Source organism: Bradyrhizobium lablabi, assembly GCF_018131005.1.
GTDB classification, from domain to species: Bacteria; Pseudomonadota; Alphaproteobacteria; order Rhizobiales; family Xanthobacteraceae; genus Bradyrhizobium; species Bradyrhizobium lablabi_D.
Window position 1 is genome coordinate 594,316 of the sequence record NZ_JAFCJK010000004.1, and the last position, 16,532, is coordinate 610,847.

Annotated in this window: 14 protein-coding genes; 5 read left to right on the plus strand and 9 right to left on the minus strand. The window is 63.8% G+C overall.

The window, feature by feature from the left end:
* Positions 1-64: 64 nt before the first annotated feature.
* The gene (locus tag JQ553_RS15710) at positions 65-652 is read right to left on the minus strand and encodes a hypothetical protein (RefSeq protein WP_212500863.1); all 588 of its coding nucleotides are present in this window, start codon (positions 650-652) and stop codon (positions 65-67) included.
* Positions 653-981: 329 nt separating this feature from the next.
* Between JQ553_RS15710 and JQ553_RS15715 the strand changes: the two genes are divergently transcribed.
* Positions 982-1,527, plus strand: coding sequence for a sigma-70 family RNA polymerase sigma factor (locus JQ553_RS15715; RefSeq protein ID WP_212500864.1), 546 nt, complete (start codon positions 982-984; stop codon positions 1,525-1,527).
* Positions 1,528-1,529: 2 nt separating this feature from the next.
* Positions 1,530-2,168, plus strand: a complete 639-nt coding sequence (locus JQ553_RS15720) for an NrsF family protein (RefSeq protein ID WP_212500865.1) — start codon at positions 1,530-1,532, stop codon at positions 2,166-2,168.
* 153 nt (positions 2,169-2,321) lie between these two features.
* Here JQ553_RS15720 and JQ553_RS15725 read toward each other — a convergent pair whose 3' ends face one another.
* Both JQ553_RS15725 and JQ553_RS15730 read right to left on the minus strand, forming a co-directional pair.
* Positions 2,322-3,428 carry a DUF2336 domain-containing protein gene (locus JQ553_RS15725; protein WP_212500866.1) on the minus strand — a complete coding sequence of 369 codons (1,107 nt, stop codon included), beginning with the start codon at positions 3,426-3,428 and terminating at the stop codon, positions 2,322-2,324.
* 73 nt (positions 3,429-3,501) lie between these two features.
* Complete coding sequence (locus JQ553_RS15730) at positions 3,502-4,656, minus strand: GGDEF domain-containing protein (RefSeq protein WP_212500867.1); 1,155 nt, start codon at positions 4,654-4,656, stop codon at positions 3,502-3,504.
* A 416-nt stretch (positions 4,657-5,072) separates the two neighbouring features.
* Here JQ553_RS15730 and JQ553_RS15735 point away from each other — a divergent pair, with 416 nt between their 5' ends.
* The 3 genes from JQ553_RS15735 (at position 5,073) to JQ553_RS15745 (ending at position 7,658) form a co-directional block, all read left to right on the plus strand.
* A complete protein-coding gene (locus JQ553_RS15735) occupies positions 5,073-5,642 on the plus strand; it encodes a sigma-70 family RNA polymerase sigma factor (RefSeq protein WP_212500868.1) in 570 nt (189 codons plus the stop codon).
* Positions 5,639-6,349, plus strand: coding sequence for a hypothetical protein (locus JQ553_RS15740; RefSeq protein ID WP_212500869.1), 711 nt, complete (start codon positions 5,639-5,641; stop codon positions 6,347-6,349). Before JQ553_RS15735 ends, JQ553_RS15740 begins: the two co-directional genes overlap by 4 nt.
* Positions 6,350-7,169: 820 nt before the next feature.
* Positions 7,170-7,658 (plus strand): TIGR03809 family protein, encoded by a 489-nt coding sequence (locus tag JQ553_RS15745; protein WP_212500870.1) that lies wholly within the window; start codon positions 7,170-7,172, stop codon positions 7,656-7,658.
* A 117-nt stretch (positions 7,659-7,775) separates the two neighbouring features.
* On the opposite strand, the gene JQ553_RS15750 is transcribed toward JQ553_RS15745, so the two are convergent.
* The 6 genes from JQ553_RS15750 to JQ553_RS15775 all read right to left on the minus strand — a co-directional run bounded on the left by JQ553_RS15750 (position 7,776) and on the right by JQ553_RS15775 (position 16,487).
* Entirely contained in the window at positions 7,776-9,146 is a 1,371-nt protein-coding gene (locus JQ553_RS15750) for a TIGR03808 family TAT-translocated repetitive protein (RefSeq protein ID WP_212500938.1), read from the minus strand.
* Positions 9,147-9,290: 144 nt separating this feature from the next.
* Positions 9,291-9,938, minus strand: coding sequence for a pyroglutamyl-peptidase I (locus JQ553_RS15755; protein ID WP_212500871.1), 648 nt, complete (start codon positions 9,936-9,938; stop codon positions 9,291-9,293).
* A complete protein-coding gene (gene meaB / locus JQ553_RS15760) occupies positions 9,935-10,927 on the minus strand; it encodes a methylmalonyl Co-A mutase-associated GTPase MeaB (protein ID WP_212500872.1) in 993 nt (330 codons plus the stop codon). The genes JQ553_RS15755 and meaB overlap by 4 nt, the downstream gene beginning before the upstream one ends.
* A gap of 1,020 nt (positions 10,928-11,947) precedes the next feature.
* Positions 11,948-14,104 carry a methylmalonyl-CoA mutase gene (scpA, locus tag JQ553_RS15765; RefSeq protein WP_212500873.1) on the minus strand — a complete coding sequence of 719 codons (2,157 nt, stop codon included), beginning with the start codon at positions 14,102-14,104 and terminating at the stop codon, positions 11,948-11,950.
* A gap of 41 nt (positions 14,105-14,145) precedes the next feature.
* Positions 14,146-14,616, minus strand: a complete 471-nt coding sequence (locus JQ553_RS15770) for a GFA family protein (protein WP_212500874.1) — start codon at positions 14,614-14,616, stop codon at positions 14,146-14,148.
* The gene (locus JQ553_RS15775; RefSeq protein ID WP_212500875.1) at positions 14,613-16,487 is read right to left on the minus strand and encodes a methylmalonyl-CoA mutase subunit beta; all 1,875 of its coding nucleotides are present in this window, start codon (positions 16,485-16,487) and stop codon (positions 14,613-14,615) included. The genes JQ553_RS15770 and JQ553_RS15775 overlap by 4 nt, the downstream gene beginning before the upstream one ends.
* Positions 16,488-16,532: the final 45 nt, after the last annotated feature.

The window sequence follows — 16,532 nt, forward strand, 5'->3', positions numbered from 1 at the left end:
GAGGTGTTGGACCACCGCGGCGACGGGCGGTTAGCCGCGCCTTAGCCCGCGAAAAATTACCCGGCTACGCCATGAGCATGCGCGCGGCGGAGGCCACGGTGAGCAGTGCGCCGAAGCCGATAAAAATCTTCCCGATCAATGACGTCCGGTCCAAGCTCGTGCTATCGCCGCTCGCCAGAACCATCGCCACGGTCTGCTGCTCGGCCGCAGGGGTTTGCGACGCCTGTTGCTCCGCCGATTGTGTCTCCTGCACGGCGCGATCGAGATCGTTCAACTGGTCGGCGGCGACCACGTTGCCGTCGGAGGCCGCGTCCGCGGACATCGCTGCGGTGCCGCCCGCTGCCGCATCAGCGGAAGTCAGTTGTGCGTTGGCGTTGGCGACAGAGGCCGGAATGGCGGCAGACGGCTTCTTGTTCGCATTGTCCTTGCCGGCGTCCTTGACGGCGGCTTTTGTGCTTTCGGGGGACTTGCGATGCGCGTCGCGCTTGCCCTGCCGAGAATTCTGGTCGACGGATTTGCCGTCCGTCGCACCGTCGGATTTCGATGCGGTGGTGTCCGAACCTGCTGCGCTCGCGGGCAACGGCCCGGCGAAACAGACGAAGAGCCCGGTCGCAATCATCAAGGCCACGCGCCCGCTGGCTTTGATTTTCATTTGATAATCTCCCCGTTTTCTCCCCATTTGCCCCGTTCGGGCTCGAAATGAGACCCCGCTGCGTGTCTACACCGGGGCGGAAAAAGGGAATCTTCGAGTCGCGCGCGGCGAAAACTGGGCAAATCTGGCCGTGGACCTGGTTGGTGGCCGGATCACTGTGCGTGTTCGCCCGATCGATGTTATGAGCCAAAGCTGGCGGAACCGGCCAAGACGATTCTCTGAAAGCCGGTCGCCGATGCTGTCGCACTGGCGGTCGATATCACGATTTCGTGATCCTCCGGTCACCGTAACAAATTGAAATGCCGACCGAACTGAACTCAGGAGCGTGCGTGCGCGAACGTGAGGACGAGTGGACCGGCCTGATGCGGTCGGCCATTTCAGGCGACGGTGCGGCGTACCATCGTCTACTCAAAGCCGTCACGCCGGTGCTCCGTGCGGTCGCGCGCCGCGGTCTGGCGCGGGCCGGACAGCCGGTCGATCAATCCGAGGATATCGTGCAGGATATTTTGCTGGCGGTGCACTTGAAGCGGCACACCTGGGATACGAACGCTCCATTCGCGCCGTGGCTGTTTGCGATTGCGCGCAACAAGGTGATCGATGCGCTGCGCCGCCGCGGCAAACGGATTTTCGTCAATATCGATGATTTCGCCGAGACGTTGCCGGGCGAGGTCGCTGAACCGACCGCGTCGGCGAGTGAGGTCGCGACCCAACTGCAGACCTTGCCCGCGCGCCAGCGCGACGTGCTGCAGTCGATCGCGGTCGATAGCGTCTCGATCAGGGACACGGCGGCAAAGCTTTCGATGAGCGAAGGCGCTGTGCGGGTGGCGCTACATCGCGGTCTGGCAAACCTGACGGCGAAACTGCGGGACAGATGAGCATGGATACCGATCAACTCATTAGAACGATCGCGGCGGACAATGCGTATCGCGGGCGGCCGGTCGGCCTCGCGCTGATGCTGGCGCTGCTCGCGGCGGCTCCGATCTCGCTGCTGATGTTCTTCACCGAGCTCGGCGTTCGTCCCGACGTGATGACCGCGATGGGCAATCCGTTCTTCTGCCTGAAATTCGCGGTGACGCTGGCGCTTGCGATCTCTGCCGCCGCGGTGAGTCTGTATCTGTCGCGGCCCGAATCTTCGCTGAGCAGCTTTGGCTGGTGGTTGCTGGTCCCGGCCGGTATCCTCGCCGCCGGGATCAGCGGCGAGATGATGATGCCGCAGCGCGTGCCGATGATGGTACGCCTAGTCGGTCAGAATTCGCGGGTGTGCATGTCCGCGATTCCCGCGATGGCTATGCCGCTGCTCGCGGCTGCGCTGTACGGTCTGCGACAGGGTGCACCGGCCCGCCCTGCAGTGGCCGGCGCGATCGCCGGCATGATGTCGGCTGGGTTGGCGGCGACGCTCTATGCATCGCACTGCACGGATGATTCGCCGCTGTTTGTCGCGACCTGGTACACGATCGCAACCACGCTTGTCGCTGCGATCGGTGCGTTCGCGGGAGCGCGGGTTCTGAGATACTGAAACGCGACCAGGTTGATCCCATCATTGCGCTTTAGACTGCGCCTTGGAAAGCGATGAGGTGAGGATGAATCATCATTCCGCTCCCAGCTTTTTTGGGAGGATGATCTCCGCGCAAACGCTACGCGTTTGTCGGGGGAAAAACCGATCGCGTTTCTAGGCCGCGGGCGCGGATTGTTGCATGCGATGGAAGCGCAGCACCTGCTGTGCGGTCGAGGGCCGCAGCCGCTCATAGGTCTCCTTGCAAGCCAGCAGGTCGGTCGGCTGGCCGCCTGAAATCTCGTCGCGCAGATCGATAATCGCCCGCACGGTCGACCATGAGAGGCCCGACACCTTGGCGAGGATCATCACGCCCTCGGCGCGGGTCTCGATCATCATGTTTTCGGCGATCGTGACGGAGACATTGGCTAGCGCGGCGAGCGAGGCATTGGTCTCGTCGAACTTGCCGGCCTCAGCAAACGAGGCGAGCTGGAATTCGTCGAGCCGGCCGTCCTCGTAGAGCGATCTGACAAGCGCATGCGCGATGGTGGTGTCGCGAGTGACGGCGCCGGGCGCCGATTGCGCGCGCCGCGTCGCTTCCTTCACCGCCGTCGGGATATCCTTCGCCTGCTGTGGGTTGGCGGCCTCGAGCCGCTGCCGCACGGTGTCGGAGGCCTTCGCCACCAGCTTGAGATAGAGATGTCGCGGTATGCTCGGACGCAGGCCGACGCAGGTTGATAGATCGTCGTCACCTTCCGCGCGGCTGACCAGACGGGTGTAGCCGCGTTCGGTGAATTCCGCGCCGGGATTGTTGACCGTGCTCTGGATCACCTCGTCATTGCCGCGCAGCACCAGCACGTCGGTAACGGCGCCGCTCAGCGCCTTCCGGGTCGAAATCGCCAGGAGGTGCGCCTGGCTCTTGCTGCGCGCGGTCTCGATCAGGGTGTCATCATCGAGTCGGGGCGACTGCGCCAGCACGGGGCCTGCCACCTCGATCAGGTCGTCGAATGCGAGCGTCCGGATCGTCCGCGGGGGAGCGGTGTCGATCGGGGCGAGGCGGTTGGCAAGCAATGCCTTGGCCGAGCTTTCGATATGGTCGAGCAAGCACTGAAAGACGTCGTCGAACAGCCCGATCTGCTCGCCCGAGTAGTCAACCGAGCCGTTGATGAAGAGGTCGGTGACACGACGCAGCGTCTCGACGCGGCGTGCGACGGTGCCGTGGGCGAGCGTGGTCTGCAGCTCGTCGAGCAGGCTTTCGGGGGCAGACGTTGACTTCGAACTCATGACTCTGTCCTGGAGTATCAACATGCTGGCCGGCGGCGGCTTCTCCAGCGCCGGTTGTGAAGAATAGGTGGGTTTAGGCACTCGCGATGCGGTTGCGTCCCCGTGCTTTGGCTGTGTAAAGAGCGCGGTCGGCGCGCGCGAGCAATGTATCGGAGCTCTCACCGGGACAGAGCGTCGTGACGCCCGCGGAGATCGTGACCTTCATGCCCGGCGAAAACGCGCTCCAGTCGAGGTCGGCGACGATCGCGCGCAGCCGCTCGAGCACGCCCATCGCGCGGTCCTCCGACAGGCCGGGCAGCACCAGCAGAAATTCCTCGCCGCCATAGCGGCCGAAGCGGTCGATGCTGCGGATGTTGGCAAACACGCTGATCGCAAAGGTCCGCAACGCCTCGTCGCCGGTTGGGTGGCCATAGACGTCGTTGATGCGCTTGAAGTGATCGAGGTCGATCAGCGCGATCGCGCAGTCGCTCCCGTTGCGAGTGCAGCGGGCGATCTCCTCGCCGAGCATGCGCATGATGCTGCGGCGGTTGACGGCGCCGGTCAATTCATCGAGCTCGGCGAACTCCTCGATGCGCTTGTAGGCTTCCTTCAGCTTCAACCCACTCTGATAGAGCGATTGCTGCATGGCGCTCGAGAACATTCCGAGGAACATGCAGCGTCCGATGGTCAGCGCGAACACCAGCATGGTGGCAAGACGATCGAGCTTCGTGCCGGTCGGCATCCCGATCGGCCGGTCGGACCAAAGGAACAATGCCGCCAGGCCCAGCACCATGGCGACCCAGACGATGGCGGTCTGGCGTGCCGAGGTGCGCAATGCGCCGAAGCCGAATACCACGAAGAGATTGCAGAGGAACAGCACGCCGACCTCCGGCGCGATGTAGGTGAACACGAGCAGGTTCACCATGCTGATGGCCGATTGCGGCATGACCAGATAATGGTCGCGGAAGCGCTCGTGGAAGCCGCGCTCCGAGAGCAGCACGTAGACCGCGACCAGAGTGAGACCAACGAGTGCATAGCCGGTCGCGACTGAAACCGATGTCGTGCCGGCATAGGCGTAGGTCAGCAGCACGACGGCATCGAGCACGTAGCAGAGGCCGATCATCGACTGGATCTGGCGCCGCTGTTTGGCCCGGCGCGCCAGACGGTCCGCCGTGAGTCTGGAACGCTCGCTTTCGCCTTCCAGAGCGCCCATGATCGGGCCGAGAAACGACGACGCAGCGCTGCCCATGATTTCGCCATTAATGGAATTCGGCAAAAATCTACGTGGGAAAGCCTTTAGGTTTGGTATCTTTTGGCGTCGAATCTGCTGCGTTAGCACCCGGCCATTGTCCTTGTTTCGCAAGGGAAATCCGCTCGTACAGGGTGCCGGAATCGGATCCCCGAGGCTGGTCCAATGGCCTCCTTGGCAAGCGGTGGTGGCTTGCCTGTGCTGCGTTGGTATTGTTGCCCCACGGTGCGATATCAGAGAAAGTATTGCAGTATTATGATACCATTTTTTCAATTTCATCCGAATCTTTGCAGGTCGGGCCCCCGAATGTGGTCCAGATCACACATGCGGTTGGCACAATGCCGTAATGTGAAGAATCTTGTCTCGCGCGTCGAACCGCGCGCCATCCCCCTCCGACCAACCTTGCGAGACGGCCATTGAGCGCGACACAGGCGGCTTCAGACGACGTTCTGATCGCTCGGATCGCTCAAGGCGACCGGCTCGCCATGCAGGTGCTGTACGGACGGCACCATGTCAGGGTCTATCGTTTCGGCCTCCGGCTTGTGCGTGACGAACAGGTTGCGGAAGACCTCATCAGCGAGGTCTTCCTCGATGTGTGGCGTCAGGCGGGCAAGTTCGAGGGTCGATCCGCTGTTTCAACCTGGCTCTTGGCGATTACCCGGTTCAAGGCGTTGTCCGCGCTGCGGCGCAGGAAGGACGTCGAATTGGACGACGAGGCTGCGACCGCGATCGAGGATGAATCCGATGATCCGGAAACGGCGGTGCAGAAGAAGGATACTGGTGCCTCGTTGCGTAAGTGCCTGACGGCATTGTCGGCGGAACACCGGGAGATAGTCGATCTTGTCTACTATCACGAGAAATCTGTGGAAGAGGTGGCTGAGATTGTCGGCATTCCGGAGAACACGGTGAAGACTCGTCTGTTCTACGCGCGCAAGAAACTTGCCGAGCTGCTCAAGGCGGCCGGCATCGAGCGAGGTTGGCCATGATGGCGGCGAACAAGAAAATGCTGGATCAAGAGCCCAGCGAAATCGAGATGCTGTTGCCATGGCATGCGGCCGGCACGTTGAACGCGCGCGACGCGCGCCGTGTCGAGGAGGCGCTCGCCCGCGATCCCGAGTTGGCGAAGCAGTTCGAGGTCATTCGCGACGAATTCGCACAGACCATTCACCTCAACGAGAGCCTGGGAGCGCCCTCGGCGCGCGCGATGCAGAAGCTGTTCGCGGCGATCGATGCCGAACCGCAGCACAAGCCCACGATGTCGTCGCGCATATCGGCTGGTATTTCCGCGTTTTTTGCAAAATTGTCGCCACGCACGCTGGCCTGGTCGGCAAGCCTCGGCGCGATCGCGCTGTTGCTGCAGGCGGGCGTGATCGGCGCGGTGCTGATGAAGGGCGAGCCGGCTTCGTTCCAGACCGCCTCGCTCGAAATGACCGACCACGACGCGCCGATCACCCGTGACTTTGGCGGCGCCGTCGCCGCTCCTCCCCGTATGCTGGTGCGGTTTACCCCCAGTGCGAAGATCTCCGACATCACCGCGTTGCTCGACAGCTATCAGGCTTCGATCCTCGGCGCCAAAGGCGGTCTGTTTCGCGTCCAGCTCGGCAACAGCGTGATGGGCAAGAGCGACGTCGCAGCGCTGATCGCGAAGCTGCAGAAGGAAAAGATCGTCAGCTTCGCGGCGGAAACGCCCTAGCGCTTCGCGTGGTGCTGAAGGCACCTCGGCGGCATCGCCGGAACGCAACCCGGCAGTGAAGCCGAACAACGTTCCGCAGGACCCTGACAGTACGCTCGTGATCTCGCGCGCCGGGCCGCGATGATCGGTTCGGGACGGGCAGGGCGGATGCATTTACCGCCGTCACTGCCGCGAGCGGCGCCTCCGCAGTTCCAGTGACTGCGGCTTTGCAACGGACGCCGCAGCCGCAGACGATAGCCGGCAATAACACTTCCGTGAGCACGACGCCGAACGACTTCACACTATCGATGTCCGTGGACAAATCCGCCACAAACGACGCAAATCACCCCGCTGCGCAGTGATTTTCGGCGCGAAAAGCCTCAAGTTGCGAGAGCGGAACCCGCGCGGGCAGGTCAAAAAAATCACCGCGGGCTTGAACGTCCGGAAGGCTGTCGCGACTTAATTGGTGTGGGAGCGGTTATCCCTCCCCATAGGCTATATCAGGCGCGAGCGCCCATCCACCCCAAGCGCCCATATGGCTTTGACCCGTCCGGTTGTCCCCCCGGACGGGTCTTTCATTTTGGGGGTCGCTTATCGGTGACAACCGAGGAGGGCATGCCCAATTGCGAGAACGACACAAGTCCTTCGCGCGCCGCGCAAGGGGATGGCCTCGTCTGTGCAAAGGCCCGAAACCCGTAGTGCTGCGGACTTCCCTCTTCGCCGGCGGCCAATTAAGAATTTAGTTAGACTTTGTTGATCTTTTCCACAGAATATCTCCGCTATGTGCGGTGATTCGGTTCGGTTGCGTCAGCGTCCATCTCTCTCCTTCGGGGCTGGTTGAATGACACATCGGACCGACGCGGCCAGAGGCCGCGAGATTGTTGCGCGCTGGTGCAGCCTGGCGGAGCAACGGCTGGAATATCTCACCGAACTGTTCGAAACCGGCCGCTGGCGCCGCTATCATAGCGAACAGGCTTTCCTCGAGAACGTCAGGGAAGCCAGGGCCGCGGTCGAAACCTGGCGTCAACTCCTGTCTCGCGAGGCCTCGCTGGACAACTCGCCGATCGATCTGTCTTGGCTCGGACGCGGGCGGTCGTCGTTGCCGCGGCGGGGCGCTTTGCCTGCACGGATGCCAGTACGCCAGCCGGATCCGGTTGTTCTGGCTCAATCCACCATGACCGCCGTCGCGGCCGCGCTGGAGACGGCATCCGCGCTGCTGGAAGAAACCCCGCAGCGCGTCGATACACGACCCCCGGAAATCCCCACGCTGCCGGTACTCGACCTTGCTTCAATCCAGGCGCGTTATCCGCTGTTGCGCAACACGCTCTGAGCGGATGAGTTCTGCTGTGGCGTTTTCGAGCGAAGTGGGAGTCCGGTTCGCGTGAAGAAAGCGTCAAAGCAAAAAATCCAGAGTTTCGGTTTAGATTCGATCAGAACCGATAATGCTCTACCGCCGTACGGCGTTGGAGCCGACCATCAATTGCGCGTAACGTTGAGCGCCGCCGGCCGACAGATCGGTGGTGATTGCGCGGGCGTGATCGAGCCCAACGACAGCACCGCGCGGGGTTTCCGAGATCATGTTGTTGTTGATCAGCGCCGTGCCCGCGCCCGGCACGACCGAGACGCCGACGCCGACAAAGGCATTGCGGATCACGTTCCCGGTAATCGCGACGTCGCGCAGATACTTGCCCCAGCCGGCGACAATGCCGAATGACGGCGCGTTCTCGATCACGTTGCCGGTGACGGCGGTGTCAGCCTCGACATAGACGCCGACTCCGGCATCGTCATCGGGTGCGGTGCCGGTTGGCCTTTTCGGGATCAGGTTGCGGATGATGTTGCCCTGGACCACCGCGATGCGACCGCCTTCATTGAAATTGCAGACCGAGACGCCAACCGCGGCGCCGTCGACCGTATTGTTGGCGATGACGGCGGCCTCGAACGAGAATTCCGAGTAGAGCGCGACCTCGCGGACGTCGCTGACGCTGTTGTCGGTGATATGGATGTTGGAAGCCGAATTGCCGCGCACGGCCGAATAGTCGCAGTTCCTGATGCGGTTCCCGCGCACGATCACATTGCCGGCGCGGAAGGCGTTGATGGCGTTGCCGTACTGTCCGGAGCCGCCGGGACCGGCCTTGATGTCCTCGATGCGGTTGTCGGCGACGATCGTGCCGTCGTCGCCGATCGCGGTGCGCAGGATTTCGATGCCGTTGTCGTTGGTGCCCTTGATGGTGTTGCGCGAGACCATCAGCCCGAGCGCATCGAACGACACCAGCGCCGTGGTCGCGATATTGGTGAAGATGTTGTTGCTGACATCGCCCGACACCTGCTCGAACCAGATGCCGTTGCCGCCACTGCCGGCGAATTCGCAATCGGTGATACGAATGTCGCGGCCGGACAGGCAATGCACGAGGCCGCGCCGCGTCGGCAGCGGCGCGCCGCCGCCGTCGAGAGTCAGGCCAATGAGGCCGATACCGCCGGCGCCTTCGCCAAGCAGCATCGACTGGCCGCCGTTGAAGACGAGCCTGGTCGCGCCGCGCACGCCGATCAACTGGCTGCCGCCTGCGAGGCGCAGCAGGCCGGTGCGGTATACGCCGGGCGGGAACACCAGGGGCACTTGCGCGCGGGCGGCTTCATCGATCGCGCGCTGCAGGTTCCGGGTCTGATCGTCGGGGCTTCCGGGGCGAACGCCGTATTGCGTGACATCGCGGCCGAGCGAGGCAACGGATGGGGCCGCGCGCGCAGGGTCAGGCGAGATGGCAAGCGCGCCGGCAACGCCGGCTGCAGACGCTCCGATAAGATGGCGGCGGTTGACGTCCATGATACTTGGCCCTGAGGTGCGAACCGCGACGTTCACGCCTGATACGTAGCGCGGAATGCGGCGTGGCATGGTGAATGCGCGGGCAGAACACGGCGATTGTTGGCGGTAGGGTTAATCGCGGGTGCAGCGTTCAGCGCGCATCGGTCAAGCAAGTGTGGCTTGCCGCGTCAGTTTCACTATCTCCAGCAGCATCGCCTCTCCGGCATCGACAAGCTGCTCGAGCGTGATGCGCGACGTGCCTCGCGCCGCCTTGCCGTCATGGGCGAGCGGCGGAACGTGGACGAACTGCGCCAGACGAAGGCCATCGTCTTTGCTTACCGCCTCGATCGCGCGCCAGCTCAGGTAGTTGCAGAGATAACTGCCGGCGTCGCGCGACAGCCGAGCATCGATTGCGGTGGCGCGCGCGGCGCGCAGCAGCTTTTCGCTATGCGGGCCGAAGACCCGAGCATCGGCGCCACCCACGATCGATCCTTTTCGCGCGTGCTGGCGGCCGGCATCGGGAAAGCGCGTGGTCACGGCATTGCGCGCACGGGTCTCGATCCGCAGATGCGCGGTGCGCCCGGCGAGGCCGAACATCAAGAGCGCTTGCGGCCGATGTCTGGCAACGAGCGCCGGCAATTCGCGATCGACGGTTGCGTAAGTAACGTCGAAGATGTGGTTCGTCAGCGTGACACCATCGAAGGCGGGACGCCGCAACTCCGTCAGCCGCTGCACCAGCGGCATGGTCGGGTTGAATGGCGCCCCGGGGAACGGACCGAATCCGGTGACGAGGATGCGCAGCCCGCCGCTCACTTCAGCATCTCCGCGATCTGTTCGGCGGCGACGGCCGGCGAGACGCGGCCATCGGCAACCTCGGCTTCCATCTTCTTGACCTTGGCGCGGATTGCGGCGTCGGCCCGCAGCCGCGCCATCATCCGTTGCTCCAGCATCGACCACATCCACTTCACCTGTTGCTCGCGGCGCCGCGCAGCGAACTCGCCGGAAGCGTTCATCGCCGCGCGGTGGTCGAGGATTTTCTGCCAGAGCCGGTCGAGCCCCGTGCCGGACAGCGCCGAATAGATCTCGACCGGCGGATGCCAATGCTCGGAGCGTGGCGTCAAAATGTGCAGCGCGCTACGATACTCGGCCGCCGCGAGATTGGCGCGCTTGACGTTGTCGCCGTCGGCCTTGTTGATCGCGATCATGTCGGCAAGCTCGACCAGGCCCTTCTTGATGCCCTGCAACTCGTCGCCGGCGCCAGGCAGCATCAGGGCAAGAAAGAAATCCGTCATATCGCACACCGCGGTCTCCGACTGGCCGATGCCGACAGTCTCGACCAGGACCACGTCGAAACCGGCGGACTCACACAACAGCATTGCCTCGCGCGTCTTCGCGGCGACGCCGCCGAGCGTGCCGGAGGATGGCGAAGGTCGAATATAGGCGTGATCCGAGGCGGCGAGGTGCGCCATCCGCGTCTTGTCGCCAAGGATCGAGCCGCCGGAGCGTGCCGAGGACGGATCGACCGCCAGCACCGCGACCTTATGGCCGCGCTCGATCAGGAACATGCCGAGCGCGTCGATGGTGGTCGACTTGCCGACGCCGGGCGAGCCGGTGATGCCGACCCGTACCGCCTTGCCGGTGTCGGGCAGCAGCGCCTGCACCAGATCCCGCGCTGCCGCCTGGTGATCGCTCCGCCTGCTCTCGATCAGCGTAATCGCCCGCGCCAGCGCGGCGCGGTGGCCGGCACGGAGATCCTTGGCGAGCGCGTGGATGTCGGGAGCGGCGGTCTTCGGCGAGGTCATGGCCTTGGTTTACAACGGGTGCCGGGCGCAGGCGAGGGGGCTGCAGGCCGCCATCCCGTTCCGAATGCGGGATCGGGTGCGCGTCAGACGGGATCGGGTCACGTGCTGCCGATGCTAGCGCGGATCATCCTTGTCGTAATTCCCCGCAACATCCGGAGGCATGTCGTTCGAAAAGCGGATACGCGGCGCGTTGATTCGTAGACGGATGGTTGTCAATGCAGGTGTACGGGCGGCACGCCGTGTCAAGCAACTCTAGCGCGTCTCGGTCGAGTCCGGTCGTCGCTCACGCATATCAGCCCTACTAGAAGTCAGGCTATTCCTCCGAAAAGAATTGAGCCACTTCAACGCCGGGGGCCAGGAGAATGAAAGATCATGAACTACAAGAAAAAACTGCTCGCGGTATTACTTACACTTGCTGCGGTATCTTCAGCGTCCATAGTATCGACGTCTCACGCGTTTGCGCAGTGTGCGGAATGCGCAATATATCCGAATCGCGATCCCTTCACCGAGGGTTTGAAGTTGCCGGATACGAAGCCGAATGTTGCATCTTCGCCTCATGCCGGGACCAATGCACACAATGCGCGTGCCGAAGTGCGCGGTCATCGCCGTCATCACATAAGCTCGAATCGCCGGTCTCGATAGCGCTGCTGAATTCTGCCTCGATGGTGGATGACGATCCGGTGGTCCACCGAGTTCGCGGGACTAGAGTCCGCAACTCGCCTAACAGAGCGGACGCCGGGCCACTCCGAACGTGTCCTCACGCCCTTCCTCATTCCGCATAATCCGCCGAACCTCTTTGTAGAGGTATTTGGCTTCGTGGCCTGGAGGCCGGGCGATGGTGCATGTCCGGGCACCGATAATCTGGGCGACCTTCCGCTGGTCACGCATGCAGTAGGTCGCCCAGCCGTCACCCCTGAGCTTCTCGAAGTGAGCTTGCTTATGCTTCCGCAACTCCGACCGCCGAACGTTGAGCGGCGCCGTCAACTATGGTGACATTTCTTTTCGGCAGAAGCGTCGGAATCACTCTGCCGCCTGGCTATGGCCGAGCCGCGCGTTGAGCTTGCGGATCAGCTCTTCGGCGGCATCAGAGATCACCGTGCCCGGCGGAAAGATCGCCTCGGCGCCTGCGGCGTAGAGCGCGTCGTAATCCTGCGGCGGCACCACGCCGCCGATGATGATCATGATGTCTTCGCGGCCATGCTTCTTCAGCGCAGCCTTCAGTTCGGGCACGGCGGTGAGATGCGCGGCGGCGAGCGAAGAAACGCCGAGGATGTGCACGTCGTTCTCGACGGCCTGTCGCGCAGCCTCCTCCGGTGTCGCGAACAGCGGCCCGATATCGACGTCGAAGCCAACATCGGCGAATGCGGATGCGATCACCTTCTGCCCCCGGTCGTGGCCGTCCTGGCCGATTTTTGCCACCAGGATGCGGGGACGGCGGCCCTCGGCCTCTTCGAACGCATCAATCAGGGCCTGCACTTTGTCGACCCGGTTGGACATGGCCGCTGCCTCTCGCTTGTAGACGCCGGTGATGGACTTGATCTCGGCACGATGGCGGCCGAACACTTTTTCCATCGCGTCCGAAATCTCGCCGACGGTGGCCTTGGCGCGCGCGGCGTCGATCGCCAACGCCAGCAAATTGCCGTTGCCTTCGCCGGCCGAGCGGGTCAGCGCCGTCAGCGCGTCGTCGACGTCCTTCTGGTTGCGCTCGGCCTTGAGCCGCGCCAGCTTGTCGATCTGCAACCGCCGGACGGTGGAATTCTCCACCTTCAGCACGTCGATCGGCTTCTCGTTCTCCGGCTTGTACTTGTTGACGCCGATCACCGCCTGGCGACCCGCATCGATGCGCGCTTGCGTCTTGGCCGAAGCCTCCTCGATCCGCAGTTTCGGCACGCCGGCCTCGATCGCCTTCGCCATGCCGCCGAGCGCCTCGACCTCCTGGATATGTCCCCAGGCCTTCGCCGCGAGATCGCGGGTCAGCCGCTCGACATAGTAGGAGCCGCCCCAGGGGTCGATGATCCGGTTGGTGCCGCTTTCCTGTTGCAGGAACAATTGCGTGTTGCGGGCGATGCGCGCGGAGAAATCGGTCGGCAGCGCCAGCGCCTCGTCGAGCGCGTTGGTGTGCAGCGACTGGGTGTGGCCTTGCGTTGCCGCCATCGCCTCGATGGTGGTGCGCATCACATTGTTGAAAACGTCCTGAGCGGTCAGCGACCAGCCCGAGGTCTGGCAATGCGTTCTCAGCGACAGCGAGCGCGGATCCTTCGGGTTGAACGGCTTCAGCAGCTTGGCCCAGAGCAGCCGCGCGGCGCGCATCTTGGCGACTTCCATGAAGAAGTTCATGCCGATCGCCCAGAAGAACGACAGCCGCGGCGCGAAGCGGTCGACGTCGAGGCCGGCCGCGAGACCGGCGCGCAGATACTCGACACCGTCGGCCAGCGTATAGGCGAGTTCGAGGTCCTGCGTCGCGCCGGCCTCCTGCATGTGGTAGCCGGAGATCGAGATCGAATTGTACTTCGGCATCTTCTGCGAGGTGTAGGCGAAGATGTCCGAGATGATCCGCATCGATGGCGCGGGCGGATAGATATAGGTGTTGCGCACCATGAACTCTTTCAGAATGTCGTTCTGAATGGTGCCCGACAGCTTCTCCGGCGGCACGCCCTGTTCCTCGGCGGCCGCGACGAACAGCGCGAGGATCGGCAGCACCGCGCCGTTCATCGTCATCGAGACGCTCATCTGGTCGAGCGGGATGCCCGCAAACAGCGTGCGCATGTCGTAGATGGAATCGATCGCCACGCCCGCCATGCCGACATCGCCGGAGACGCGCGGATGGTCGGAGTCATAACCGCGATGGGTGGCGAGATCGAAGGCGACCGACAGGCCCTTCTGTCCGGCCGCGAGGTTGCGGCGATAGAAGGCGTTGGAATCCTCCGCCGTGGAGAAGCCGGCATATTGCCTGATCGTCCAGGGCTGGTTGACATACATGGTCGGGTAGGGCCCGCGCAGATAGGGCGCAATCCCCGGCCACGTTTCGAGGAAGTCGATGCCATCGAGGTCGGCTTCGCTGTAGACGGGTTTGACCGGAATGCCCTCAGGCGTCAGCCACGGCTCGGCGTCTGCGGCCGGCGCGCCGCTACTGACTCTCTCAAAAGCGATATCGGCGAAATTCGGTATACGGCTCATGGTAATCCATCATATTACGGGCGGCTCTACACGGGCGCCATTCAATCATGATCCGGATGCTGATGGCTGACGATGGTCGCCATCTTTTCCGGGCCGTAGTTCTGCAGCGTGGTCTGGCTCGGCAGATTGGCAATCCCGACCACCCAGCCGAGGCGGGACTCGGTTCCATATTGTCGGGTGGGCACCACCCGGTCAGGCCGGTCGAACGCGCCGGTCATGATCTCGATCCGCGGGCCGTCGATGCGGCGGAAGCTCAAGGGCGTGCCGCAGGAGGCGCAAAAGTCGCGTTCGGCGATCGAGGAGGATTTGAAAGCGGCGGGCGTGCCGCGGGTCCAGGCGAAATCGGCACGCTCGATATCGGCGAACGAGGCGAACGGCGCGCCCGAGGCCTTCTGGCACATCCGGCAATGACAGACGCTGATCCGTGTCGGTGCCGCCGACACGGCAAAGCGGACGGCGCCGCATTGGCAGCCTCCGGTCAATACGGGCTTGGCAGGTGTCTCAGCCGTCATGCTTGCTCCATCCGCCGATAGGCGTCGCGCAGTGCCGCCAGCGCATCGCCGCCGGCGAAGACGAATTCACCGATGCCGGCGGCGCGCAACGCGCCTTCCTGGCCGCCGGGCCGGCCTGCCAGATAGATATGCCTTGCCCCGGCGCCGTGAAGGGCCTTCGCCGCCTCAGCCGCACGGTCGGCGTAGACCTTGTCCGAGGAACAGATACATGCCATCGCCGCGCCCGAGGCCTTGAAGGCCGCGCCAAGCGCCGCCGCATCGGCAAAGCCCTCGCTGTCCACGGCCTCGATGCCGCCGGTCTCGAAAAAGCTCTTTGCGAACGTGGCGCGTGCGGTGAAATCCGCGGGCTTGCCGAGATTGGCGAAGAAGATCCTTGGCCGTGCGCCGCTCGTCTTCAATATTGCGTCCGACTTGTCGCGCAGCGCCTCGAACGGCTCCGCCAGCCGCATCGGCGACAACGCGTCGAACTTGATCGTCGCATCGACGAGGGAGACTGGTGCTGCCGTTGCCACATCCAGCACCGCGATATCGGCTTCGTGAAGGTTGGGAAATTCGCTGGCGCCGGTCAATACGTCGCGCCGCTTTGCCACGTTGGCCTCGCGCAGCGTACGGGTCGCGACAACCTTTTTCTGGATCAGCCCCTCTTCGAGAGCGGCGAAGATGCCGCCGGCCTTCTCGATCTCCTGGAAGAGTGCCCACGCCGCTTCACAAAGCTGCGAGGTCAGCGTCTCGATGCCGCCCGAGCCCGCCGCGGGATCCGAGACTTTTGCAAGATTGGATTCTTCGAGCAGGACCAGTTGCGTGTTGCGTGCCACGCGCCGGGCGAAGTCGTCGGGAAAGCCGAGCGCGAGCGTGTGCGGCAGCACGGTGATCGCATTGGCGCCGCCGAGGCCGGCCGCGAACGTCGCCATCGTCGCGCGCAACATGTTCACGTAGGGGTCGCGCTGGGTCAGCATGCGCCAGGCGGTTTGCGCGCTGACGAAGACCGGCTTCGGTGCAAGCCCGCAGGCCTGCTCGACGCGCGCCCACAGCCGCCGCAGGGCGCGGAATTTCGCCAGCGTCAGGAACTGGTCGGCGTCGGCGCTCAAGCGGAACGAGATGGCCGCGCGCGCGGCGTCGAGGTCGACGCCGGCCGCTTCGATCGTGCGCAGATAAGCGAGCGCCACCGCAAGCGCGAACGCGAGTTCCTGAATTTCCGAGCCGCCCGCGTCGTGGATCGGACGGCCGTCAGCGAGCGCAAACGGCCCCTTGAAACCACGCTTGATCAATCCGCTCACCACCTTGCCGAACGGCTGTTCGTACTCGGCCCAGGGCACGGTCGCAGCACCCCGAACCGCCACCGTGCTGAGCGCCTGATAGTTGAAATGAAGATCGAGCTTGGCGGGATCGATCTTGCGGGCTTCGATCAGGTCGGCAAAAGTCTCGCCGGCGTTCCCGCGCCCGAGCACGGGATTGAGCGCGACCATGATGCCGGCTTCGAGATGGACGCCGTCGCAGACCCGCGCCAGGGTCTCATTGCTGGCATCGGCCAGGCCGAAGCCACGTGCCCCCGGTCCACCGGAAAACTCGAATTCGAGGCCGGTCGCCCCGTTCTCGAGATCGTGCAGCGCCTGCGAGTTGGCTTGCGCCGCGTCGGGATGGTCGACCCGCTGCAGGATCTGCCATGGCGCGGCTGCGGCACGGCCGGCGATCGGGCCGGCGTTGGTGGCGCGCCGGTAGATCGGATCGATTTTCAGGCCATCATAGGTCTTGCCGACCAGCTTCTCGAACGGGGCGCCTTTCAGGACGCCGTCGACCAGCTTGCGCCAGTCATCATAGGTCGCCGGCGTAAAATCCGCCGCCAGCCGCAAATCGTCACTCGTGGTCGTCATCCGCCCAGAACATCCTTCGTCGGCCGCGTGAGAGCCCGCCTCGCT

What these genes read in the sequence shown, in the direction of transcription:
- scpA (WP_212500873.1), bottom strand. Translation starts at nt 14,104, where the DNA reads ATGAGCCGTATACCGAATTTCGCCGATATCGCTTTTGAGAGAGTCAGT.
- JQ553_RS15775 (WP_212500875.1), bottom strand. Translation starts at nt 16,487, where the DNA reads ATGACGACCACGAGTGACGATTTGCGGCTGGCGGCGGATTTTACGCCG.
- JQ553_RS15730 (WP_212500867.1), bottom strand. Translation starts at nt 4,656, where the DNA reads ATGGGCAGCGCTGCGTCGTCGTTTCTCGGCCCGATCATGGGCGCTCTG.
- meaB (WP_212500872.1), bottom strand. Translation starts at nt 10,927, where the DNA reads ATGACCTCGCCGAAGACCGCCGCTCCCGACATCCACGCGCTCGCCAAG.
- JQ553_RS15770 (WP_212500874.1), bottom strand. Translation starts at nt 14,616, where the DNA reads ATGACGGCTGAGACACCTGCCAAGCCCGTATTGACCGGAGGCTGCCAA.
- JQ553_RS15725 (WP_212500866.1), bottom strand. Translation starts at nt 3,428, where the DNA reads ATGAGTTCGAAGTCAACGTCTGCCCCCGAAAGCCTGCTCGACGAGCTG.
- JQ553_RS15720 (WP_212500865.1), top strand. Translation starts at nt 1,530, where the DNA reads ATGGATACCGATCAACTCATTAGAACGATCGCGGCGGACAATGCGTAT.
- JQ553_RS15710 (WP_212500863.1), bottom strand. Translation starts at nt 652, where the DNA reads ATGAAAATCAAAGCCAGCGGGCGCGTGGCCTTGATGATTGCGACCGGG.
- JQ553_RS15740 (WP_212500869.1), top strand. Translation starts at nt 5,639, where the DNA reads ATGATGGCGGCGAACAAGAAAATGCTGGATCAAGAGCCCAGCGAAATC.
- JQ553_RS15745 (WP_212500870.1), top strand. Translation starts at nt 7,170, where the DNA reads ATGACACATCGGACCGACGCGGCCAGAGGCCGCGAGATTGTTGCGCGC.
- JQ553_RS15750 (WP_212500938.1), bottom strand. Translation starts at nt 9,146, where the DNA reads ATGGACGTCAACCGCCGCCATCTTATCGGAGCGTCTGCAGCCGGCGTT.